At 40.9% G+C, this 24,442-nt stretch carries 16 protein-coding genes; 8 read left to right on the top strand and 8 right to left on the bottom strand.

Annotated elements, in window-relative coordinates:
• Positions 1-77 precede the first annotated feature (77 nt).
• From EZJ28_RS12485 to dgt, 7 genes are all read left to right on the top strand, one after another.
• Complete coding sequence (locus EZJ28_RS12485; protein WP_131398343.1) at positions 78-1,085, top strand: hypothetical protein; 1,008 nt, start codon at positions 78-80, stop codon at positions 1,083-1,085.
• 14 nt (positions 1,086-1,099) lie between these two features.
• Positions 1,100-2,086, top strand: a complete 987-nt coding sequence (locus tag EZJ28_RS12480; RefSeq protein WP_131398341.1) for a hypothetical protein — start codon at positions 1,100-1,102, stop codon at positions 2,084-2,086.
• Positions 2,087-2,098: 12 nt separating this feature from the next.
• Complete coding sequence (locus EZJ28_RS12475; RefSeq protein ID WP_131398339.1) at positions 2,099-3,346, top strand: OmpA family protein; 1,248 nt, start codon at positions 2,099-2,101, stop codon at positions 3,344-3,346.
• 38 nt (positions 3,347-3,384) lie between these two features.
• The gene (locus EZJ28_RS12470) at positions 3,385-3,831 is read left to right on the top strand and encodes a hypothetical protein (protein ID WP_131398337.1); all 447 of its coding nucleotides are present in this window, start codon (positions 3,385-3,387) and stop codon (positions 3,829-3,831) included.
• Between the two features lie 518 nt (positions 3,832-4,349).
• Positions 4,350-5,327, top strand: a complete 978-nt coding sequence (locus EZJ28_RS12465) for a ribonucleotide-diphosphate reductase subunit beta (RefSeq protein WP_131398335.1) — start codon at positions 4,350-4,352, stop codon at positions 5,325-5,327.
• Positions 5,328-5,479: 152 nt separating this feature from the next.
• Positions 5,480-7,939 (top strand): ribonucleoside-diphosphate reductase subunit alpha, encoded by a 2,460-nt coding sequence (locus EZJ28_RS12460; RefSeq protein WP_131398333.1) that lies wholly within the window; start codon positions 5,480-5,482, stop codon positions 7,937-7,939.
• 161 nt (positions 7,940-8,100) lie between these two features.
• Positions 8,101-9,447 (top strand): dGTP triphosphohydrolase, encoded by a 1,347-nt coding sequence (gene dgt / locus EZJ28_RS12455; protein WP_131398331.1) that lies wholly within the window; start codon positions 8,101-8,103, stop codon positions 9,445-9,447.
• Position 9,448: 1 nt separating this feature from the next.
• On the opposite strand, the gene EZJ28_RS12450 is transcribed toward dgt, so the two are convergent.
• Together EZJ28_RS12450 and EZJ28_RS12445 are read right to left on the bottom strand one after the other, a co-directional pair.
• Positions 9,449-10,438 (bottom strand): DUF3078 domain-containing protein, encoded by a 990-nt coding sequence (locus EZJ28_RS12450; protein ID WP_131398328.1) that lies wholly within the window; start codon positions 10,436-10,438, stop codon positions 9,449-9,451.
• Positions 10,439-10,475: 37 nt separating this feature from the next.
• On the bottom strand, positions 10,476-12,248 hold the full coding sequence (locus EZJ28_RS12445; RefSeq protein WP_131398326.1) for a 1-deoxy-D-xylulose-5-phosphate synthase: 1,773 nt from the start codon (positions 12,246-12,248) through the stop codon (positions 10,476-10,478).
• A gap of 90 nt (positions 12,249-12,338) precedes the next feature.
• Here EZJ28_RS12445 and EZJ28_RS12440 point away from each other — a divergent pair, with 90 nt between their 5' ends.
• Positions 12,339-12,788 carry a nucleoside deaminase gene (locus EZJ28_RS12440; RefSeq protein ID WP_131398324.1) on the top strand — a complete coding sequence of 150 codons (450 nt, stop codon included), beginning with the start codon at positions 12,339-12,341 and terminating at the stop codon, positions 12,786-12,788.
• An 82-nt stretch (positions 12,789-12,870) separates the two neighbouring features.
• On the opposite strand, the gene EZJ28_RS12435 is transcribed toward EZJ28_RS12440, so the two are convergent.
• From EZJ28_RS12435 to EZJ28_RS12410, 6 genes are all read right to left on the bottom strand, one after another.
• Positions 12,871-13,647 (bottom strand): family 16 glycosylhydrolase, encoded by a 777-nt coding sequence (locus EZJ28_RS12435; protein WP_131398322.1) that lies wholly within the window; start codon positions 13,645-13,647, stop codon positions 12,871-12,873.
• Complete coding sequence (gene bglX / locus EZJ28_RS12430) at positions 13,647-15,926, bottom strand: beta-glucosidase BglX (protein ID WP_131398320.1); 2,280 nt, start codon at positions 15,924-15,926, stop codon at positions 13,647-13,649. Before bglX ends, EZJ28_RS12435 begins: the two co-directional genes overlap by 1 nt.
• Positions 15,927-15,994: 68 nt before the next feature.
• Entirely contained in the window at positions 15,995-17,638 is a 1,644-nt protein-coding gene (locus EZJ28_RS12425) for a family 16 glycosylhydrolase (RefSeq protein WP_131398318.1), read from the bottom strand.
• Positions 17,639-17,646: 8 nt separating this feature from the next.
• Positions 17,647-19,782 (bottom strand): hypothetical protein, encoded by a 2,136-nt coding sequence (locus EZJ28_RS12420; RefSeq protein ID WP_131398316.1) that lies wholly within the window; start codon positions 19,780-19,782, stop codon positions 17,647-17,649.
• Positions 19,783-19,797: 15 nt separating this feature from the next.
• A complete protein-coding gene (locus tag EZJ28_RS12415) occupies positions 19,798-21,294 on the bottom strand; it encodes a RagB/SusD family nutrient uptake outer membrane protein (protein ID WP_394346090.1) in 1,497 nt (498 codons plus the stop codon).
• A gap of 5 nt (positions 21,295-21,299) precedes the next feature.
• Positions 21,300-24,323: a TonB-dependent receptor gene (locus tag EZJ28_RS12410; RefSeq protein WP_131398312.1), complete on the bottom strand. Its 3,024-nt coding sequence runs from the start codon at positions 24,321-24,323 to the stop codon at positions 21,300-21,302.
• Positions 24,324-24,442 lie beyond the last annotated feature (119 nt).

Here is a 24,442-nt window from a genome sequence, read left to right as displayed (position 1 = left end):
AGTCGCTTCTAAATTAGCCGAAAAAAGACCTTGAGAAAGATGAAAACCTATAAAAACTCTAACTAAAATCTGAAATTATGAAAACTATTAATTATCCAATTATTTTATGGCTTTGCAGAATTCTTTGTGGCGCGATTCTAATTATAGCCCTGGCAGCCTGTGAAAAGGAAAGCCTTACCGGCCTCAACGAAAGTGATCTTAAAGTTAATATCGCAGGAGAAAATCCCGACGCCAACAATTCAAAAAAAGTTGTTATCAAAAGTGAGGGTATGAGCTTCACTGCTCCCGAAGAAATCCAATCTGGATGGAACACTTTCCGATACGAGAACGGGACATCAAACCCTCATTTTTTCGTGATTGAAAAACTCCCCGCGGGCAAAACGGTTGAGGATAGCAAAGCAGAAGTTGTCCCCGTATTTCAGGAAGGCATGGATCTTATTGAGGCCGGTCTTGATGACGAAGCCCTGGCAGTGTTTTTCTCCTTACCAGCCTGGTACTGGGAGGTGGTTCTACAGGGAGGACCGGGCTTGGTATCTCCAGGAACAGCCGCGGAATCCACAGTCTATATGACGCCGGGGGATTATGTAATAGAATGTTATGTAAAGACCGGCAACGGTATTTTCCATTCAACCATAGGAATGATCGAAGGAATACATGTAAGTGAGGAAACTTCCAAAATAAAAGAACCTGAATCCACTTTAGATATAAACATCTCAAGTACTTCAGGGATTCAGTTTAAAAGTGATATAAGACCCGGACAACATGTGGTCTCAGTGTATTTTGAAGATCAGGTAGTTCATGAACATTTTTTAGGTCATGACGTCCACCTGGTAAAATTATCCCCAGAGGCAGATATTGATGCATTAAATGCATGGATGAACTGGAAAGATCCTGACCAATTCAAAACTCCGGCACCAGAAGGCGTAGAATTCTTAGGAGGAATGCAGGAATTGCCGGCTGGAGAAACCGGCTATTTTACAGCCATTTTAAAACCGGGCACCTATGCTTTTATATCTGAAGTACCTGATCCAATGAGCAAAAACATGTTCAAGATCTTCGAAGTTCCTCAAAATCAATCCAACTAATAAAACTTTTAAGTATGAAGATCATAAAATCACAATATATCAATCTACTTGCAATTACTCTTTTATTAATCGCTGGCTGCAAGGATAAAAATCAAATTAGCGATGAGGCTATTAGTCTTCAGGACTATAAAAAAGAAACATCAATAAACACAGGTGAGGACACTGGAGTCACTATAGTTTCCAGGGGAATGAACTTTGAACTCCCTGATCAAATCAAATCTGGATGGCAAAAAATAACCTATGAAAACCGTTCGGGAGATACACATTTTTTAGTCCTTGAGAAATTACCTGCAGGCAAACATATTGAAGACTCAGAAAAAGAAGTGGTTCCCGTTTTCGTAGACGCTATGAATTTGATAAACCAAGGTGATACCGAAAAGGGCTTTAAAAAATTTGAGGAATTGCCCGAATGGTTCTTCAATATAAAATTTCTAGGCGGCGTGGGCCTGGTCTCACCGGGTCACACTGCACAAACAACGCTGAATCTGGAACCCGGAAATTACCTGGTAGAATGCTATGTGAAAATGCCTGATGGCACCTTCCATTCAGCCATGGGAATGCTTGAAGAAATTGAGGTCTTACCGGCAAAAACCACTACTAAAGAACCTCAAGCAGACAATATCATTAATATTTCAACAGAGGGAGGGATTGTTTTGGAAAATGTCCCGGAGACAGGTCAACAAAAATTTAAGGTGAATTTTTTAGATCAGCAGGCTTATGGGAATTTTGTGGGACATGATGTAAATCTCGTGAGATATCAATCTGTTGAGGATTTAAAAGCTTTGAATGACTGGATGAACTGGGTGGGCGTTGATTCCTTTATATCTCCTTCACCGAAAAATATAGAATTTCTGGGAGGAGTTCAGGAAATGCCCGAAGGATCGGTAGCTTATTTTGAAGCAGATCTTATTCCCGGGAAATATGCTTTGGTGGCAGAAATCCCGGACCCGGCTTCAAATAAAATGCTTGCAACATTTGAGATAGGAATGGATAAACTTTAAAATCTTGAACTAATGAAACTAATTTTAATCTTAATGATGGTTATTTTTAGTAGCCTGCCGGGAAACGCACAGCTATTAAAAAAGATCAAAAAAGGGACAGAAAAGGCAGTAGAAAATGTGATCGTAAAAAAATCAGAAGAAAAAGCTGCCAGGGAAACAGGAAAAATAATGGATACTATCCTGAATCCAAAATTTGGGGCTAAAGATCCCAAACCCGCTGAATCTGATAATAACTCTGACACTACCAACCAAAAGGCCGGTGTATCATCACCAGAGATTTGGACAGCCTATGATTTTGTGGGGGGATCTGAGGTCATTTTTACAGATGATCTGGAATCTGAACAAGCGGGAGAATTTCCATCCAGATGGGATTTAATACGCGGTAATGCCGAAAACGTCAGTATAGATGGCATTCACGCCATCAAAATTGACCATAAGGGAATTATTACTCCATTGATAAATTCCAATGAATATTTACCGGAATCCTTTACAGTGGAATTCGATGCATTTTTTAATGACGTACCCGCTTCATGGCAGAAGTACCTTATTAGGTTTTATAATGGCGCAGAGCCTAATAAAAAGTTCGATAATGGAGATATTTTATCCCCACTGCTAATACAAGGCAACGGTGCAAGAATTACTTCAAAAGTGAAGGGCTCTGAAATTAAGTTTGAAAAATTCGGTCCTTTTGGAGCCCCGGGAATTTCGGGATGGAAGCACATCGCGATCTCTTTTAACGAAAGGGCCATGAAGGTTTATATTGACAAAGAACGGATTCTCAATATTCCGAATATCAGTTTGAAACTATCTGTATTCAGCATCGAGGCTCAAACCCAGAAAGAAGATCTGAAGGCTGTCAAAAATGTACGGATTGCCAAAGGAGGGTCTAAACTCTATTCACGACTTATTGAAGAAGGAAAATTTATCACCAGCAGCATCCTCTTCGATGTAAATAAATCTACTATAAAACCTGAATCTGGCGGATTACTTACCGAAATAGCCCGGATGATGAAGGAACATCCGGAAACTAAATTTAGCATTGAAGGTCATACCGATAGTGCCGGTGAAGCGCCCTACAATCTCAAACTTTCCAAATCAAGGGCCGAAGCCGTAAAAACTTCCCTCATCCGGTTAGGGATTAATGAGGCCAGAATGGAAACCAAAGGCTACGGGGAAGAAAAACCAATCAGCGAAAACAACACACCTGAAGGAAAAGCAAATAACCGAAGGGTAGAATTTATTAAGATTTTCAACAACTAAAACAAAAAACCATGAAAGCAAAACATATAATTAGGTTTATGAGCTGTATAATCCTTTGTCTGACATTTAATATTAGCCATGCTCAACTCACTTCTGGAACTCTTAAAAGCAATCAATTAAGTTTAAACAAGACGATCCCTGTTTTATTCGCTATGAATCTTAAAACTGATAAAATAGATTTTATCGTGAAAAAAGAAACAGACCTGAAAGCTCAGTTATATAAGCTGGAAAAGACCTATCCAAATTATGATTATCTATCCGGGGAGTTTACTGGAGATTACAAACTAACCTCAGGGATGGTAAAACCATATAGTGGAGGTACTCTTAGGCTCCTTTTGGATGGAGATCTAACGTCTAAAATATTTCTTCCTGGAGATCAATACCTACCCGGGGACCAGTATATAATTAATCATGACGCACAATATTTAATTAACACCACAATTGTTTCAAAGAAGGAAAATGAATTAACCTTTCGAGTCAATTGAAATTATTATATCTTAAAACCTGATAGAAAGTAGCTTATTTTTTTGTAATTTTAGAACTCCCCCCTTTTATAGCACCCCCCTGAAAAAATTTAGGAATACAATTAAAAATTCTGATTCAACAGGAATACAAGACTTTTATTACCCCACAAATTTTTATTAGTGGACCAATCAAAAAATTAGGTAATTCTGTTTTCTGGAAAACCGGCAAATTATTGCCGGTTTTCGTTTTTTAAAATTCCCTGTTAAAGGTTGAATTGTATACATTTTCACAGGCCTGTTGACTAAAGAAAACCAAAGGAAGGGTTTTTTGGTCATAAAATTATTAACATCTTATAACTATTTGACTGTTAGTTTTATACGACTTGATTTAACAATAAAGTATGAAAAACCGGGAATTTCTCGTGTTGAAAACTTTGTTGAAAACGTTTAGGCTAAAATCTTTCATTATATGCTTCATTTTTAAATATTTGTTAAACTCTTTTCAAAGAAAATAAACCTGGAATAGAAATTTATCAAATATGGCGCAGACCGAACCCATTTTACAGGATAATAAAGATCGCTTTGTGATCTTCCCGATAAAACATCATGATATCTGGGACTGGTATAAAAAAATGGAGGCTTGTTTCTGGACTGCAGAAGAGATCGATCTTCATCAGGATATTAACGACTGGAACAACAAACTGAATTCCGACGAGCGCTATTTTATAAAACACATTCTTGCATTCTTTGCGGCTTCAGACGGGATCGTAAATGAGAACCTGGCCGAAAATTTCGTTAATGAGGTTCAATATTCTGAAGCGAAATTCTTTTATGGTTTTCAGATCATGATGGAGAACATTCACTCTGAGACCTATTCGCTTCTTATTGACACTTATGTAAAAGATGACAAGGAAAAGGATAAGCTCTTCAAAGCTATTGAAGTCTTCCCTGCCATTAAGAAAAAAGCAGATTGGGCATTGAAATGGATAGAGTCAGACTCCTTTGCTGAGAGACTTATAGCCTTTGCTGCCGTAGAAGGTATCTTCTTCTCTGGTGCTTTCTGTTCGATCTTCTGGCTTAAGAAGCGAGGACTAATGCCTGGATTAACTTTTTCCAACGAACTTATATCCAGGGATGAAGGCATGCACTGTGATTTTGCAGTTCACCTTCACAACCACCACCTGATCAACAAAGTGCCAAAAGCCAGAATAAAAGAGATCATCGTTGATGCACTGAATATTGAAAGAGAATTCATTACCGAGTCACTCCCCGTTAGTCTAATTGGCATGAATGCCAGGCTCATGACACAGTATCTTGAATTTGTAACAGACAGATTGCTGGTTGAACTGGAATGCGAAAAAGTATTCAATGTTTCAAACCCATTCGATTTTATGGATATGATCAACCTGCAGGGTAAGACCAATTTCTTCGAGAAGCGCGTAAGCGAATATCAGAAGGCAGGTGTGATGAATAAAGATAAAGAATCAGATGAGATCAGCTTCGATGCTGATTTCTAAAGCGCAACTGCGCCGTGTCCCCCAACGCGGCGTACGTTGAACTTTAATTTTTCATCCTAAAAATAGATTTCCAATACCGGGGCATATCCCGGCAGGGGCCCTCAGTACCTTTCTTTAAGATTCCTGTGTTCCTGACCTAAAAATTGTAGTTTATGTATGTAGTTAAAAGAGACGGGAGGAAAGAGCCTGTTATGTTCGACAAAATCACCGCCAGGGTCAAGAAACTTTGCTATGGTCTTAACGAACTGGTAGATCCGGTAAAGGTGGCAATGAGGGTGATAGAAGGTCTTTATGACAATGTAAGTACCAGCGAACTGGACAACCTGGCCGCTGAGATCGCAGCGACCATGACCACCTCTCATCCTGATTACGCGAAACTAGCTGCCAGGATCTCTGTCTCCAATCTGCACAAGAACACGAAAAAGACCTTCTCTGAAGTGATGACCGATCTTTATGAGTACGTTAATCCACGTACTAATGAAAAGGCTCCGCTCATTTCGGATGAAGTCTACCAGGTTATCTCACAGAATAAAGAAAAACTGGATTCCACTATCATCTACAATCGCGATTTCGGTTATGATTATTTCGGATTCAAGACCCTGGAGAGATCCTATCTTCTAAAGCTCAACGGAAAGATCGCTGAACGCCCGCAGCATATGCTGATGCGTGTTTCCATTGGGATACATATAGATGACCTGGACGCGGCCATAGAGACCTATGAGCTGATGTCTAAAAAATATTTTACACACGCTACCCCAACACTTTTTAACTCGGGAACACCAAAACCACAAATGTCTTCCTGTTTCCTGCTTACGATGAAGGATGACAGTATAGATGGTATTTACGACACCTTAAAGCAAACGGCTAAGATCTCGCAATCGGCCGGCGGGATAGGCCTTTCAATCCACAACGTTCGAGCTACAGGCTCTTATATCTCTGGCACCAATGGCACCTCGAACGGGATAGTCCCAATGCTTAGGGTATTCAACGATACTGCACGGTACGTGGATCAAGGTGGAGGAAAAAGAAAAGGTTCCTTTGCTATTTATGTGGAACCCTGGCATGCCGATATTTTTGATTTCCTGGATCTGAAAAAGAACCACGGAAAAGAAGAAATGCGGGCCCGTGACCTGTTCTATGCTATGTGGATGCCCGATCTTTTTATGAAGCGTGTGCAGGAAGACGGGAAATGGACCCTTATGTGCCCCAATGAATGTCCGGGTCTCTTTGATACCTACGGAGAAGAGTTCGAAAAGTTGTATGAAAAATACGAAGCCGAAGATAAAGGCCGAAGAACCATCAAGGCCCGTGAACTTTGGGAGAAGATCATGGAATCCCAGATAGAGACCGGAACTCCTTATATGCTCTATAAAGATGCGGCCAACCGAAAATCGAACCAGAAGAACCTCGGAACCATCCGTTCCTCAAACCTGTGTACCGAGATCCTCGAATACACCAGTGAAGATGAAGTCGCTGTATGTAATCTTGCATCCATTGCTCTGCCTATTTTCGTTAAAGGAGAGGAATTTGATCATAAGGAACTCTTCAGGATCACCAAACGGGTCACCAAGAATCTCAACAAGGTGATAGATAGAAATTACTATCCTGTAAAAGAAGCCGAGAATTCGAATATGAGGCATCGCCCGGTTGGACTTGGAGTTCAGGGACTGGCAGATACCTTTATCAAACTAAGACTACCATTCACTTCCGACGAGGCAAAAAAACTTAACCAGGAGATCTTTGAGACCCTTTATTTTGCAGCTGTAACCGCTTCGATGGAACTGGCGAAGGAAGAAGGACCATATTCCACTTTTGAAGGCTCACCTATAAGCCAGGGAGAATTTCAGTATAACCTCTGGGGTATTAAGGACGAAGAGCTTAGCGGTAGATGGGACTGGGCAAAACTAAGAAAACAGGTAATGAAGAACGGGGTGCGCAATTCCCTGCTTATGGCACCGATGCCTACCGCTTCTACTTCCCAGATCCTGGGTAATAATGAGGCTTTTGAACCCTACACTTCAAATATCTATACAAGAAGAGTGCTTTCAGGAGAATTTATCGTGGTGAACAAACACCTGCTGGAAGACCTTGTTGCCAGAGATCTGTGGACAGATGATGTTAAGAATGCCATTATGCGTAATAATGGTTCGGTTCAGAATATCGATATCATCCCGCAGGACCTCAAAGAGCTATACAAGACCGTATGGGAAATGAGCATGAAAGATATCATCGACATGTCACGGCAGCGGGGATATTTTATAGACCAGTCACAATCGCTCAATCTTTTCATGGAAAATGCGAATTACAGTAAACTTACATCCATGCATTTCTATGCCTGGAAAAGCGGACTTAAGACCGGAATGTATTATCTTCGCACCAAAGCAGCCGTAGACGCTATTAAGTTTACGCTTCAGAAAGAAAACAAAAAAGAAACTATAAAGACCGGATCTCAGGCTCCCGACAGAGCGGCAGAAAAGATGCAGGCTCAATCGGCTCCAGTAATTTCTGAGCAAAATCCAGAGGAAGCTGCCCTTACACCCGAGGAATTAAGAGCTATCATCGCTCAGTCCAAAGAAGGGGAAGGTGACGACTGCCTGATGTGCGGGTCTTAAAATTTTGGCTAATTCAAATTTGAATTTAAAGGGGGGAAGTAAATTTTACTTCCCTTTTTTATTTTGGTAAAATAAATGCAGGATGCGGGTCTTAAAATTTTCATACGCCTCTTTTTTATTTATTTTTAGCCAATCAAATTCAATGATAACCACCAACTGCAATGAACTGGGAACAACTCTTATCACTTAAAAGATTCGGAGATACACATAAAAGACTTAGACAGGAACAGAATGAAACCCGGCTGGGCTTTGAGGTTGATTACGACCGTATCATCTTTTCTTCGGCTTTCCGAAGTCTTCAGGATAAAACCCAGGTCATCCCACTTTCAAAGACCGACTTTGTTCACACGAGACTTACTCACAGCCTGGAAGTTTCGGTGGTAGGAAGATCCCTGGGAAGGCTAACAGGCCAGAAACTGCTGGAAAAACACCCTCATCTTCGGGATACTTTCGGTTACCAGATGAACGATTTTGGAGCTATCGTTGCAGCCGCGGCATTAGCTCATGATATAGGGAATCCTCCATTCGGACATTCGGGAGAGAAAGCCATTGGTGAATATTTCAGTCACGGAAACGGGAAGCGTTTTAAAGAGCAGCTTAGTGAAAAGCAGTTTCAGGACCTCGTTAAATTTGAAGGTAATGCTAACGGATTCAAGATCCTTACCGAACACCGACCCGGGATCGAAGGTGGATTAAGGCTTTCTTATGCTACGCTTGGTGCTTTCACCAAATATCCAAAGGAATCCCTTCCGCATAAACCTTCAGGAAATATTGAGGATAAAAAATTCGGTTTCTTTCAAAGCGAAAGAGATTTTTTTGAGGAAGTGGCCGAGGAATTAGGACTTAAAAAAACAAGAGAAGGAAAAGACATAGGTTATTGCAGGCATCCCCTGGCATTCCTTGTAGAAGCGGCTGACGATATTTGCTATACCATTATCGATTTTGAGGACGGAATAAACCTTGGCCTGATCGATGAGGACTATGCTCTGGAATACCTGATAAAGCTTGTAAAAGACAACATCAATACAGCAAAATACAACGGCCTTATCAGCACTGCTGACAGGCTGGCCTATCTCAGGTCATTAGCGATAAGTACTCTTATCGGCGAGGCGGCCGAAATATTCCTTAAAAATGAAGATGCGATCCTTAAAGGAGAATTTCACGAATCCCTGTTTGACAAAAGCAGTTATGAGGCACAAATAAAGGATATCATTAAGATAAGTATCGAGAAGATCTATCAGAGCGAAGAAGTTATAAGCAAGGAAATTGCTGGCTACCGTATGCTATCTTACCTGCTGGACATTTACACTAAAGCCCTGCTGCCTGAAGATAATGCGGAGGATTCAAATTTCACGAAACTAGTTCTGAAATCGGTTCCACAGTTGGAGCATTTACAGAAAAGCGATTCGGTTTATGAAAAACTGATAGGGATCTGTTCCTTTACCGCTTCATTAACCGATGGGATGACGGTGGCTTCCGTGAAAAAATATAAAGGTCAGAGCCTGTAGTCTAGAATTCATATACCAGGCCTACTCCCAGCATCTGTTTAAGCTGAATCCGGGGACCTGACGTTTCAAGTTTACCATCGCCGTTGGTGTCTTCCTTGAATTTCACATCATCGTCATAACGAATGTGGGAACCTACGTTGGCCTTTACAAAGTCGTTCACCTTCATATTCACGTTAAGCTGCCAGTCTACATCAACATTTCCAAAATTATTGAGATAATCTGAATAAAGGCTGAGCTGGTTATCCAGATTTATATTATCAAAAACTTCCTTGCTAAAGCCACTGGTGACCAGAAAACCGAATTCTGTTCGAAGGTTCTCACCTTCTTTCAGAATATTTCCGAGCTCATCGGTAACGGCAGGTTCCACACCAAACATCCCTTCATCTGCCAGCCGCTGATCCAGTACAAAGGTGGACTTAAAGGTAATAGGCGAAAGGTAGACCTGCAGATCTTCTTCGGGATGCGAATATTCGGTTCCTACCCCTAGGAAAGTATAGCCCGGAGCCATAAACTGGGAAATCGGCACCTCAGTATCGGGATATTTATAACCGTTGGAAAACTGGGTATTAAAACTGAATTTTCCAGAATAATACCAGTTAGAAGTACTGTCGGTTCTAAACCCGAAAGAAGACTTTAGTCTTATCTCATCTTCGGTCTTACGAACTTCCCTTCCTTCCTGGGCATTGAGTCCATACCTTAATGAGGCAGAATTACGCCACATTGTAAGATTCTTCTCAAAATTCCTTTCAAAACTTGAATAAAAGAGAGCAGAAACGGAATTGTTACCTCCTGAGTTCCAGTTAACAAATGCTACCTCGCTAAGATTCACACCAAAGGTGTTTTTCTCTGTCCAGTATATCATCATGCTATCTGAAGCAGTGGTATCTGAAGCAGTTACGGTAGTATCGTTTACTACGATATATTTATAATCAGAAGCTAAAGATTTGAGAGAAATAAAACAGAATAGCAGGAGTAGGATTGGGAACTTCATTAATAATTCAGGTTTTCAGATTTGCAAAAATAAAAAATCAAATAATAGATTCCAGCTTTTGCCTTATTCCTTCAACGTGAATTCCTGCGATTTCTTGTAATTGAACTACACTTCCTTGGTGAATAAATTCATCTGGTATCCCGAGAATGTGTATTTCCCCTTTAAATGCTGTTTCTGAAGCGTACTCGAGGACCGCACTTCCAAATCCTGATTTTCTTACCCCGTCCTCCACTGTCACAATTTTCTGATACTTTTTGAAAATATCCTTCAGCAATTCCTCGTCCAGCGGTTTTACAAAACGCATATCGTAATGAGCGACTTTATCTTTCCCCTTTATTTCATCAATCGCTTCTGAAACATTTCCGGCCATATTCCCGATGCTAAGTACCGCTACCTCAGAACCCTCTTTCAGACATTCTCCTTTTCCAATTTCTATCTTTTGGAATGGAAGTTTCCATTCTTTCAGCACCCCTGTGCCTCGTGGATAACGAATGATAATCGGATTTTCCAGTCCCAGCTGGACTGTGTAAAGTAAATTCCGAAGTTCTACTTCATTCCTGGGAGCCGCGATCATCAGATTTGGAATTGCCCGGGCATAGGCGATATCGAAAACGCCGTGATGGGTAGCACCATCTTCACCTACAAGTCCGGCCCGATCCAGGCAAAAGATCACCGGTAATTGCTGAAGTGCCACATCGTGTATCAACTGATCGTAAGCTCTCTGGAGAAATGTTGAATAGATAGCACAGTAAACGACAAATCCCTGGCTGGCCATCCCGGCCGACAAAGTAACCGCATGCTGCTCGGCTATTCCAACATCAAAAGCCCTTTCGGGAAAAGCCTCCATCATATATTTCAGGGAACTACCCGTTGGCATCGCGGGAGTTATTCCAATGATCTTATCATTCTTTTTAGCCAGTTCAACCAGGGTAAATCCAAATACATCCTGATATTTCAATGGAAGTCCATCGGTATCATATTTCAGTAATTCTCCCGTAGCCGGCTCAAATTTCCCCGGTGCGTGGTATTTTACCTGATCTTCTTCAGCTTTTTTAAGGCCCTTTCCTTTCCTGGTGATCACATGAAGGAACTTGGGTCCCTTTATCTTCTTCATCTTTCCAAGTATCTTTAGCAAGCCTTCAAGATCATGCCCGTCAACCGGACCGAAATATTTAAAATTAAGTGCCTCTATTATATTATCTCTGGCCGGTTTATAACCTACCCTGGCTTTGGTAAGGTATTCCTTCAAGGCTCCAACGCTGGGATCTATTCCTATGGCATTATCGTTAAGGACCACCAGGAGATTCGCATTGGTTACACCGGCATGATTCAAGCCCTCGAAGGCCATTCCGCTGGCAATTGAAGCATCGCCTATCACCGCGATATGCTGCTTTTCGGTTTCCCCTTTAAGGTTGGATGCTATGGCCATACCCAACGCAGCAGATATGGACGTGGAAGAATGCCCCGTACCAAAGGCGTCATATTCACTTTCGCTTCGTTTAGGAAAACCACTGATTCCTCCAAGCTGGCGATTAGTATCAAAAATGTCTTTACGACCGGTAAGTATCTTATGTCCATAGGCCTGATGGCCTACATCCCATATAAGAAGGTCTTCCGGCGTATTGAAGACATAATGCAGAGCAATTGTAAGCTCCACCACACCCAGACTCGCCCCAAGATGTCCTTCCTTCGTGGCTACGATATTGATGATAAAACGACGCAGTTCCCTTGCAAGTTCCTGCAGTTCAGTCCTGCCAAGCTTTCGAAGATCTTCAGGACCATTTATATTTCTCAGGATATTCTCGGCCATAGACGGCAAAGTTACATTATGAAATCCTAATGAAGCATATCACAGCACAGCCGAATTCAAAAATTCATATCTTTCCTGAAAATTCTGATCATGCTCTCTCCTTTTAACGATGAATATTTTATGAAAAAGGCCCTGGAAGAAGCCGAAAAGGCCTATGAAAAGGGAGAAATTCCCGTGGGTGTGGTCGTAGTAATAAACGACCGGATCATCGCAAGGGGCCATAATCTTACCGAGACGCTTAATGATGTGACCGCTCATGCCGAAATGCAAGCCATCACTGCCGCGGCTAACTTCCTGGGCGGAAAATATCTTTTGAACTGCGCAATGTACGTTACCCTGGAACCCTGCCAGATGTGCGCAGGAGCACTTTACTGGAGTCAGATCCCTAAACTGGTATTTGGTGCTTCAGACCCGAAGCGGGGCTATCGCAGTTCCGGGGTGCAATTACATCCCAAGACCGAAGTAAAATCCGGAATAATGGAAAATGAGTGCGGAGAGCTTCTAAAAAGGTTCTTTATTGAAAAAAGAAACCTTAATTAAAAGCGGAGCCCAAAGCAATGTAGTGTTAGTAACGCTAATCCAAGCTCAAAATTTGACTTTAAGACTCCGCTTATTTAGTTGGTTAGTTGGTTTGTGTGACCTTAATATGATCTATATAATACTTTACCGGAAAAATTGAATCATCCACCTCAGGACCACCAAAATTTCCTCCCACAGCCATATTTATGAGAAAATAGAAATCCTTCCTGAAAGGATAATGCTCATCATCATATTTTTCAGGGGTAAAACGATAGACCTGTTCTCCGTCAACGAAGAATTCGATATAATCTTTTGTCCAAACGGCCTTATACGTATGATAACCTTCCTCGATACCATCTATTCTGGTCTTTTTAGTATTGATGGTTTCGCCATGACTGGCGGGAGTATGGAGAGAAGTAAAGACCATACCGGGCTCCTTTCCCACATATTCCAGAATATCAATTTCCCCGCTGGCAGGCCAGCTGACTTCTTCTATATCTGCACCAAGCATCCAGAAAGCAGGCCAGATACCCTTTCCTGTTCCTAATTTAGCCTTTACTTCTATCTCGCCGTATTTAAACTCAAACTTATCTTTTGAATTGATCTTTCCGGAATAATATTCCCCATCCTTCTTTACGGCCGTGATGACAAGTTTGCCATCCTTGACCTCCACATAATCGCGATCGTAGATCTGTCTTTCATTATTACCCCATCCACAAAGATTGGGACATCCATCACCTTCTTCATAATTCCAAACGCTCATATCCAGGCTTTCCCCATTGAAATCTTCTACGAAGATCACCTTTTCCTGGGCTGTTACCGAGGAGCCGATCCCAAAAAGAAAAGCCGTACAAACTATTACTCCTGAAAACCTTTTCATTATTTCTGGTAATTTAGTTTTAGAGTTTTTACATCTTCAGAATTTCCTCCTACCATTAGTTCAAATTCACCGCTTTCAGCTTCCCATTTTCCGGAAGCAGAATAGAATTCAAGCATTTCCTCACTAATAGTGAATTCAACTGTCTTTGATTCACCCGGACCTAATTCAACCAGTTCAAAACCTTTTAATTCTTTCACAGGTCGGGCCAGACTGGCTACCAGATCATGGATATAAAGCTGTACCACTTCCTTACCTTTAACATCACCGGAGTTGGTAATTTGTACACTAAGGGTAATATCTTCTCCTGCATTAAGAGTGGAAGAAGAAAGTTCAGGTTCTGCATATTCAAAATCGGTATAGCTTAACCCATAACCAAATGGATATAAAGGACCATTTTCAATATCGGAATAATGTGCATAGGTCACGTGCTGTTCACTATATGGTCTACCAGTATTGAGGTGATTATAATACAAGGGTTCCTGTCCTACAGACCGAGGAAAAGATACCGGCAGTTTACCTGAAGGATTATATTTCCCAAGAAGGACATCTGCTATGGCATTACCACTTTCGGTACCCAGTTGCCATGCTTCCACAATGGCAGGAATATTTTCTGAAGCCCATGTGATCTCAAGCGGACGACCATTAATTAAGACCAGTACGATATTGCTATTCACTTTTTGCACTTCTTTCAGTAATTCCATTTGCAGTCCGGCCAAACCTACATTTGCCTGGCTACGGCCTTCTCCCGACTGAAATGCATCTTCCCCAAGTACCATTACTACCAGGTTGGCCTGCTTCGCCTTTTCTACGGCATCAGGAATTCCAGACCTGTCAGTTTCATTAATTTCCAGGGGCATAAGGAAACTTCTTTCTCCTTCTCCCAGGCTAACACCTTTGCTATAAGTTATCTCTGTATTCTCTGCCACAGCATTCTTCAATCCTTCAAGGACTGAGACCGCTGAATTGGTTTCTCCCTGGGCACGCCAGTTTCCAATAGGAGTATCCCTGTCATCAGCCAGAGGACCTATAACCGCTATTTTATTGACTGAATTGGCTATTGGCAGCAGATTCTTTTCATTCTTTAAAAGAACGATTGATTTCTTCGCGATGTCGCGGGCAGTCTTCCTGTGTTCGTCATAAGCAATGGAATTGATAAGATCTTCATCCATGTAACGGTAAGGATCATCAAAAAGTCCCATTTTGAATTTCACACGGAGTATCCTTCTAACTGCATCATCTATAAGTGCTTCGTCTATCTTTCCTTCGGCTACCAGTTGCTGAAGTCCGGCTTCGTAGGCACCTCCTTCCATATCCATATCACTCCCGGCCTTTACGGCAATCTGTGCAGCGTGGATCTTATCTTTCGCAAAACCATGAGGGATCATTTCAGCTATTGAGCCCCAGTCTGATACCACGAACCCATTCCAGTTCCAGTCTCCCTTAAGAATTTCACGCTGAAGACTTTCACTTCCTGTAGCAGGAACACCATCTATTGTATTGAAAGAGTTCATAAAGGTGGCCACACCAGCGTCTGCCGCAGCATGAAAAGGAGGTAGAACGACATTATGAAGTTCATTTTTTCCAATATTTACCGCATTATAATCCTTTCCACCTTCGGCAAGGCCGTAACCGGCAAAGTGTTTGGCGGTGGCAGCGATCGTTTTAGGATTGGAAAGATCATCACCCTGATAACCCTTTACTTTGGCAACAGCAACTTTAGAAGTGAGATACGGATCCTCACCCGATCCTTCCATGATACGACCCCAGCGGGCATCACGTGAAATATCGATCATAGGTGAAAAGGTCCAGTTGATCCCGTGAGCCACAGATTCTATCGCTGCGATTCGAGCTGAACTTTCCATGGCCTCAAGATCCCAGCTGGCAGTTTCGCCTAGCGGAACCGGGAAAATGGTTTTATAACCATGAATCACATCATAGCCAAACATAAGAGGGATCTTAATCCTGGAATTCTCCATGTTCAAACGTTGAGCTTCACGGGTGGCTTCTACAGAAATAACATTAAGCATAGAGCCCACAAGGCCGTTTTTAAGTCGCTCCTCCTTCTGTTTATTATCTGTTCCAGAGGCAGGACCTGTCAGGTCCCAACTCCCGTTATACTGCACCATCTGGCCAACTTTCTCTTCAAGGGTCATCTGGCTGAGTACCGAATCTACTTTTCTCTCCACATCCTTCACAGAACTGGGAATGTCACTGGACTGGGCAAAAAGCCCGAGCGTTCCCATTGTGAGAAACGTGATGGTAGTTAATATTTTTTTCATAATAGATAGTTTAAAATCCGGGGGCAGTTAACCCCCGGAAATCTAACAATTGAGCAAAAAACAAACAGTTATTGAAATACTCTTATATAATCCACTTCCATTGATGACTCCTGAAAGTCATCTGCTATAGTACCTCCAAGGCTTCCACCCATGGCAACATTCAGAAGCAGGTAAAAATCATCATTGAATGGCGTGGCATCCGAATTATCGAATTCCAAATGATTTACACCATCCATAAAAAAGGTGATCTTATCTTCGGTCCATTCTACCTCGTAAACGTGAAATTCAGAAGTTACATCATCTACACCCGTTACCTCACCTACAATTGCATCACCACCGGAGTTACCCGTATAGTGTATGGCTGAAGAAATTCTGTCGGGATCATTTCCCACGAACTCCATAATATCCATTTCTCCTACCCCAGGCCAGGACTCTTCGGGCCAGCCTTCACCTAACATCCAGATCGCTGGCCATGTACCCTGACCTTCGGCAAGTTTGGCACGAACCTCAACGCGACCGTAAGTAAATTCATATTTATCCTTGGTGGTGATCCTTGCCGATGTAAAATCGAAACCGCTTTCAGCCTCTCTTTTAGCGGTGATGATAAGGTGTCCATCCTGAACTTTCACGTTGTCTTCAGCATCAGTATAGTACTGAGCTTCTCCATTACCCCATCCATTTTCACCATTTCCAATGGCATAATTCCACTTATCGGTATCAAGAGCATCTCCTTCAAATTCATCTGACCAGACCTCGGTAGTGAATTGAGATTGAAAACCCGGCTCTTCACTTCTATCGCTTACAACACTTCCATCAGCATTCGTAGTTAACTTAATATACCAGGCTAGAGCAGGATCATTCCCCTGAATAACACGTAAATACATGAAATTTTCATTGATCTCCAGTACTTCATACTCACTATTATCTACATAATAAGCTATAAAAGCATTGCCAGATAACTGGATGGAAGTACCGGTAGAAAGATCTTCGGAAATCCCGGATGAAGCAGGTATTAAAGATACCGCGATATCATCGGAGGCTCCAACCGCAAGACATTCATCTTGAAATTGATTTCCATTACCCCCAAACTGAGGTGTCAAGCTCCATTGCACAAAGGTTTCGCCAAAATCATTATACACATATTTTATATCACCCTCGTTTGTTAGTGAAAATATCATTTCATCATCATAAAAACACTCCGGACCAAATTCTGCTGCAGCACTAAAATACTCGTCATCTGCTCTCACTTCACCTGAACCTGGATCTAATCTTGGACCTACTCCCAGATGACCTGAGACCGCAGAAGCTATATACCAGGTTTTAGAACTACCTCCGGTTAAAAATTGCTTGGTTTCCGGATCATCGAAGGTGCTTTCCACTTCTACCTCTATACTTCTGGAACTACTTACGCCTCCCTTGCCATATGCCACAACAGTTACGAGGTATTGATTTAAACCTATACGGGTAAATCTTTTTTCAAGAGTTCCATCTAAAGAGGTTTCCTTGGAACCATCTTCAAAATTAAATTGATAGGTAAAAGCATTGTCTGCAGATACATTGAAATTCACTATCCCAGACCCATCTGTGCTAACATCTGTATTTATAATTAAATTAGTAGGTACAGATATATCTTCAAGTCCCAGATCATCTTCCTGGCAACTAATTGCCAGGATACTGATGATCATAAAATTAATAATTCTTAAATATTTCATAGTTTTTTCTAATTCTGTTCGATATCATCAATGTAGAAAGTACCTGCTGTAGTACCTGCAAAATCAAGAAAAATAGAATAAGTATTGTATTGACCCACTGGCACAAAAGGCTCTCCTACTCCCTGGTTTCCATCTATATAACTTTTTCTAGCATTATTGAAATCAAAAGTTAATTCTTCCCAACCGGTTCCACCGTGGTTTACCTCAACCTCATTGGCTCTTTCACCATTCACTCCTGTTTCAAGTTTAAACAGAACCGGGTAGGCAGTTTCAGAATAAACCTTCATTGTGATGGTTTTATTAGAACCTGAAAAATCGATTTCCACATCCGATGCAATGGTTAATGCTTCATACTGAGAGCCAGCATTCGTTAACTCTCCTACCATTGTATCTGAATCATTTATTCCAGACTGTTCCGGGTTAGTGACTACATTAAATCCAATACCGGAAGTTTGATAATTAGCAGCTGAATCAAAATCAAGTGAATAAAGAGAAACCATATCATCTCCTACACGGAAAATATCATCTATATAATATGTTCCACCTATACCTTCAGCAAAGGCAAAGAATACTGAAAAAGATGCGTATTCCCCTGTTGGCACAAATGGTTCACCAACGCCCTGAGATCCATCTATATAACTTTTAGTCGCATTGTTAAAATCAAAGGTTAAGGTTTCCCATCCAGAACCAGAGTGAGAAACTAATACCTCGTTAGATCTTTCACCATTTACGCCTGTTTCTAATTTAAATAGTACGTCATACGCCTGATCTGACCAAAGAGTTACACTCATGGTTTTATTATCACCAGAGAAATCAAGAGATTCATCAAGTTTGAAAGTAAGGCCTTCATACTGACCACCACCTTTTGTAAATGATCCCACATCGCTAGCATCAGGATTGTCTCCGGAAGTATCTGGATTAGCAACCACTTCGAAAGTACCTCCAAAAGGAATTATCATAGACTCAGTATACACATCGAAAGTATCGAAAGTAACCGGTAATTTAAATGGCATTCCTGGAAGCTTCTTGATATCATCTATATAGAAAGTACCTGCACTTGTACCAGGCCCATCAATGAATAGAACCGTAGTACCATATTGTCCTGTTGGCACGAAAGGTTCTCCAACACCCTGGGTTCCGTCTATGTAACTTTTTGTCGCGTCTGTGGCAAAATTGAATGTGAGTTCTTCCCATCCAGTACCCCCATGGTTTGCGGTTACTTCAGTTTGTCTTTCATCATTTATGCCCCCTTCAAATTTCAATAATACCGGAAGAGCAACATCAGACCAAACCTTCATAGAAATAGTTTTCCCAGGTCCGCTAAAGTCTACCGGTTCTCCTAGAGTGTAAGCAATACCTTCCCAGTTAACACCAGAGTTTGTAATCGCTCCAACATAAGATTCGGTGGTATTTATTCCTGACATATCTGGATTTGTAACTACCTCGTAACTTGTTCCGCCAAAAGTGTCTGCAGCATAACTTACCGTTCCAATATCATACGTAATAGGCAACTTCAATGGATCTGTAGCCTCAGGAACAATAACAATCGCATCTTCTTCTGTAGTAGCACTACCTGCGCCTTTCGCAATTACAGTTATTTCATACACCCCTGGATCGTATGTATGTTCCACGCTTTCACCTGGCATCACCTGGGTTGGCTCCTCATCATCCACATCTCCGAAATACACTTCGAAAAGGGTAGCGTAATCTGCTGAAGGGCTTACAGTAATCTTTTTTGGATTAGTAGCCGGTTGATCTACGTTAATCTCCAGGTTTTCCGGTGCTTTAAATGAGACTATAAGCTTCTGGTTATATTCACTGGTTAAACCGGTAGAGCCAATAGCCACGATCTTAACCTCATATTCTCCTTCATCATAAACATGAGTTGCGTTCTCTCCTGCAGGAACTTCAACCGGAGTTTCATTTTCGACGTCCCCGAAATAAACCTCAAACATTTGTGCTCCTTCTCCACTTGGAGTAATGGTAACGGTTCCTGTATCATCCTGGGTTACATTAAAATCTGCACTCACATTTGATGGAGCAGAAACTTCCGCGAAGGCGTAGTTTGTAATATCATCGTCTGCACAACCCGTGAACAAAAGGACGGAGACGGTAAGCATTGCTAAAAATCTGAATATTTTCATATCGAATGTTTTTTATTAATTATTTTGAGGTATGTATCCTGGATTGTTATTCCAACGGTTACCGGCTAATTCAATTTCTATAAGTGGAATTGGGAATAACTTATGTTTATTTTCCTGGAAACCAAGTTCCCCTAAAACTTCTGAAGCTCTACCGGTTCTTACAAGGTCAAAGAACCTATGTCCTTCTCCTGCTAATTCAAGTCTTCTATCCTCATAAATTTGTTCCAGCAGATCATTTCCGCTAAGGGTTACAGGATCTAAATCAGCTCGCTCTCTTACCATATTTAGATACTTCCTGGCCTTTTCTTCATTAGCTGATGGTTTTTTATAATTAGCTTCTGCAGCCATTAACAAGACATCGGCATATCGAATTGCCCTGTAATTATTAGGATTCGTAAGGTTTGCGTCTGGAATATTTAAATCTCCCTTCCTTGGAAGATATTTTTTATTGTAAAAACCGGTATGCTGAAATCCTTCCTCATATTCTATTTCTTCATCAGTTTCTGCAGCCAGGGCTTCTATATCCAAGATTGTTACATCTTTCCTAATATCACCTGCTGAATACGCCTCTACCAGGTCCTGAGTAGGAAGGTTAAAACCAAAACCTTCATCATATATAGGTCCAATATATCCTCTGATGCCGCTATAACCAACTGCAATATTCCCTTCTGAACATGGAAAGCAATTAAAGCTTCCTCCTTCTTTATCTGTATATTGAATTTCAAATACAGATCCGGGGCCATTTTCTCCCTCCGGCTCAAAAATACTCGCATAATCTTCGACCAGCATATAAGGTCCATTTACCACTTTCTCCAATGCCGTAGCTGCTTCCTCAAATTGATTTTGATATAAATAGGCTTTACCTAAAAGGGCATTGGCAGCCCCAGAGGTAATGCGACCTGTCTGGGCCTGCGTGGGAGGAAGATTTTCTGCAGCAAACATGAGATCAACCTCAATCTGATCATAAACTTCCTCTTTTGGTGTACGATCAACCTCATATTGATCTCCAAATTCCAGAGGTTTATCTATCACTAAAGGTACATCGCCAAAGAATTTTACCAATTCAAAATAATAATAGGCTCTTAAAAACCTTGCCTGGGCGATCACTTCCTCTTTACCCGGAAAATCGGTCTTATCCTGATATTGCATTATATAATTGGCACGGTTCACACCGTTAAACATCCAGTTCCATAGATTCCTTAATTCTGGATTAACTTCTGTCAATTCAAAAAAGTCAACATCCCTGATGCCTTTTTCTTCAATGATACCTTCACCTCCTGCTACAGTATTGTCTCCTGCAATTTCCCCGAGCATCACATTAATATATGTGCTTTGTAATGGATCATAGGCAGCTACCAGTGCATCCTGGTAATCTTCTTCAGAATTAAAGAAGTTAGCTGAATCTTCATTTTCAGACTGTACATCTACAAAATCATCACTACACGAAATAGCGAATGCGGCTATTAAAGTGAAGATAATTCGATTCTTAATTGTGTTTATTTTCATCTTCATTATTATTAAAATTTGAAGTTTAGACCTGCTTGATAAACCCTGGGTACAGGATAAAAGCCCTGATCTATACCGCTTCCAATTGGAGCTCCAGATGAGGCCGAAGGATCAAATCCCTGGTACTCTGTTAAGGTAAAGGCATTATTCACAGAAACATAAAACCTTAATGTTCTAATCCCCAGTTGTTCTGATATATTTTCATTTAAAGTATAACCTAACTGAACATTCTGGAGTCTTAGGTAAGACCCGTCTTCTACGAAGAAATCAGAAAATACGAAGTTATCATTGGATCCATTACTTACTCTAGGATAGTAATTTGTTGAACCTTCTCCAGTCCATCTATTTAGATAATCAACAGTTCTATTGGTTCTTAATCCATTTCTATCATAAGATCTTACTATATCATTCCCTAATGAGGCAAAAGCATAAGCGCTAAAGTCAAAATTCTTATAGTTAACACCAAGGTTAAGACCCATAGTGAAATCTGGAATAGGATCCCCAATATCTACACGGTCTAATGAATTTATTTCACCATCTCCATTCTGATCTACAAACCTTAGATCGCCAGGGTTCGCATCGGGTTGATTACCTGCCGCTACTTCAGAAGCATTTTGAAAAACCCCGTCAGTTTCCAGACCATAAAAATAACCTATGGGGTGGCCTGCTTCCATTCTTGCTACATCTGTTGTACTTACCCCGAAGAATCCGCCAGGGATAAATCCACTTTCATTATTTACTTCCAGCACATTATTTTCCAGTGCAGTGAAGTTATAACTGATATTAAAATCGAAATCATCTGATACTAACTGTTTATAGTTTGCAGAGAATTCCCATCCTTCATTTTCTACAGATCCTCCATTTATAGTTGGCGGTTCAGAACCGGGAGCTGTAACTCCTAAGATTCCGGAAACCTGTGACACCAACAATAGATCGTTGGTGCGTCTTTTAAAATAATCTACGGTAACATCTAATTTATTACTGAATAATCTGGCATCGATCCCTATATCAAAAGCTGTTTGCTCTTCCCACCTGATCTGCGGATTAGACAGCGGTCCTATCGCTTTTCCAAACACAAGCTCATCATCAAAAACATATACTCCTTCACCAGATAACAGAGAAGTATATCTATATGCCCCAATGCGGTCATTACCTAATATACCATAACTGCTTCTTAATTTAAGAAAGTTTACAGCACCTCCATTACCGTAAAAATCCTCTTCACTTATCACCCAACCTGCAGAAACCGATGGAAAATATCCAAATTTATTTTCAGGCCCGAAGTTTGAAGATCCATCCCTTCTTATCACACCTGACAATAAGTACTTTTCTTTGTAATTATACTGTAACCTGGCAAAATAGGATAGAAGCCTTTTATCGTAGATCCTATTACTCACATTACGATAATTATCAATTACATCTGATGCATTTTCGATACTCGCATTCTCTACCGTATTACCTGGAATATCATACCCTGTAAAACCATAAAAGTCCCCAGTCTCCCTGGATACAGAAGTACCGATTAAAGCTGTTACATTATGATCATCACTAAATGTATTGTTATAAGATAAGAACGCATCAAAAAGATAATCTCTATAGAAATTAGTGCTTTCGGTTACAGAGCTTCTATCGATATTGAAAACTTTCCCCGAACCATAATCTACAATTGGAGAAAAACCGAAGCCTCTAACTTCTGAATAATTAAACTGATACCTAGTCTCCGCTTTGAAATGATCAAGAAATTCATAGCTTAAACCGGCAGTCCCGGTAATTTTATCTACTTGTGAATTATTATATGTGTTGGCCATTTGAGCCAATGGGTTAATAACCTCGTTTCCTAATCCATTAGCCAAACTATAGTCTCCATTTTCGTCAAAAACTGGAATGGTTGGAGCCATATTAACGGCGTTGAATAATACAGATCCCAATGCGTTTTCTGCGAGGGTTTTTCTATTGGAATGCGTATAAATAGCAGAGGTATTTAATTTTAATCCCTTTAGAATATCATAAGTAAGATTAGCCTTCCCGGTAAATCGTTCAAAATTAGATTTATCACCTCCAACTATACCATCCTGTTGAAGATAACCACCCCCAAAGGCATATGCGATCTTTTCTCCACCACCATATAAATTCAAGTTGATATCAGAAAGTAACGCCTGCTGGAATACTTCATCCTGATAATCTGTTCCTTCCCCAAGATTTCTAAAATTTGGAAAAGGAGGATTTTCTCCACCAGCAGCAAATGCCTCATTAATAATAACAGCATACTCTGTAGCATTTAATACAGGAAGTTTTCGGCTAGTTTCCTGAACTCCAGTATAGGCATCAACATCTACCCTGAGTTCGGTATTTTTCTTTCCTCCTTTTGTAGTAATAAGAATTACTCCATTCGAAGCCTGTACCCCATAAATACCAGCTGTCGCATCTTTTAATACGCTAATACTTTCAATATCATTGGGATTGATAACACTCAGGTCTTCTATCCTGGCCCCATCTACTAAAATAAGCGGCCTGGAATCTCCATTGGTCGCTATACCACGAATACTAATTGTAGACGCACTACCAGGGGAACCGGAATTGGAACTAATATTTACTCCAGCGACCCTACCCTGTAAGGCCTGTTCTATCCTTACCGGATTAATTTCCTCAATAGTTTCACTTCCTACTGTACTTACAGCTCCCGTTACTTCCTTCCTTGATTGGGTACCATACCCAATTACTACCACTTCTTCCAGTGCTTCCTGATCGGTTTGAAGCACTACATTAATCGTTTGTTGATTAGTTAAGGTTATTTCGCGGGTTTGAAAACCTACATAACTAAACTGGAGCACATCTCCCGCAGAGAGATTATCAACCGTATAGTTTCCGTCAAAATCTGTGGTGGTACCACGTGCTTCGCCTTCTACAATTACATTAACGCCCAGCAATGGCATGTTGTTCTCATCGGTTACTGTACCGCTAACAGAAAATGTTTGCGCGTAACCGGCGAATAACCCGCTTAGAAATACAATCAAAAGACAGGTAATTTTCCTCATGTTTATAGTTGTTAAATTTGTCTCTCCAAGATATTAACAGAAGATTAAGAAAGAGGGAAAAGCACCTTTACAAAAAATCTACAACTTAGGATTCGATAAAATATCAGGGCTCATATTAT

Source organism: Gramella sp. KN1008, from assembly GCF_004332155.1.
GTDB lineage: Bacteria > Bacteroidota > Bacteroidia > Flavobacteriales > Flavobacteriaceae > Christiangramia.
Note: the sequence above shows the minus strand (reverse complement) of the source record. Positions and strands in the feature narration are given on the sequence as shown.

What these genes read in the sequence shown, in the direction of transcription:
- EZJ28_RS12425 (WP_131398318.1), bottom strand. Translation starts at nt 17,638, where the DNA reads ATGAAATATTTAAGAATTATTAATTTTATGATCATCAGTATCCTGGCA.
- EZJ28_RS12460 (WP_131398333.1), top strand. Translation starts at nt 5,480, where the DNA reads ATGTATGTAGTTAAAAGAGACGGGAGGAAAGAGCCTGTTATGTTCGAC.
- EZJ28_RS12480 (WP_131398341.1), top strand. Translation starts at nt 1,100, where the DNA reads ATGAAGATCATAAAATCACAATATATCAATCTACTTGCAATTACTCTT.
- EZJ28_RS12475 (WP_131398339.1), top strand. Translation starts at nt 2,099, where the DNA reads ATGAAACTAATTTTAATCTTAATGATGGTTATTTTTAGTAGCCTGCCG.
- EZJ28_RS12470 (WP_131398337.1), top strand. Translation starts at nt 3,385, where the DNA reads ATGAGCTGTATAATCCTTTGTCTGACATTTAATATTAGCCATGCTCAA.
- EZJ28_RS12440 (WP_131398324.1), top strand. Translation starts at nt 12,339, where the DNA reads ATGCTCTCTCCTTTTAACGATGAATATTTTATGAAAAAGGCCCTGGAA.
- EZJ28_RS12485 (WP_131398343.1), top strand. Translation starts at nt 78, where the DNA reads ATGAAAACTATTAATTATCCAATTATTTTATGGCTTTGCAGAATTCTT.
- EZJ28_RS12465 (WP_131398335.1), top strand. Translation starts at nt 4,350, where the DNA reads ATGGCGCAGACCGAACCCATTTTACAGGATAATAAAGATCGCTTTGTG.
- dgt (WP_131398331.1), top strand. Translation starts at nt 8,101, where the DNA reads ATGAACTGGGAACAACTCTTATCACTTAAAAGATTCGGAGATACACAT.
- EZJ28_RS12410 (WP_131398312.1), bottom strand. Translation starts at nt 24,323, where the DNA reads ATGAGGAAAATTACCTGTCTTTTGATTGTATTTCTAAGCGGGTTATTC.
- EZJ28_RS12445 (WP_131398326.1), bottom strand. Translation starts at nt 12,248, where the DNA reads ATGGCCGAGAATATCCTGAGAAATATAAATGGTCCTGAAGATCTTCGA.
- bglX (WP_131398320.1), bottom strand. Translation starts at nt 15,926, where the DNA reads ATGAAAAAAATATTAACTACCATCACGTTTCTCACAATGGGAACGCTC.
- EZJ28_RS12435 (WP_131398322.1), bottom strand. Translation starts at nt 13,647, where the DNA reads ATGAAAAGGTTTTCAGGAGTAATAGTTTGTACGGCTTTTCTTTTTGGG.
- EZJ28_RS12420 (WP_131398316.1), bottom strand. Translation starts at nt 19,782, where the DNA reads ATGAAAATATTCAGATTTTTAGCAATGCTTACCGTCTCCGTCCTTTTG.
- EZJ28_RS12450 (WP_131398328.1), bottom strand. Translation starts at nt 10,438, where the DNA reads ATGAAGTTCCCAATCCTACTCCTGCTATTCTGTTTTATTTCTCTCAAA.
- EZJ28_RS12415 (WP_394346090.1), bottom strand. Translation starts at nt 21,294, where the DNA reads ATGAAGATGAAAATAAACACAATTAAGAATCGAATTATCTTCACTTTA.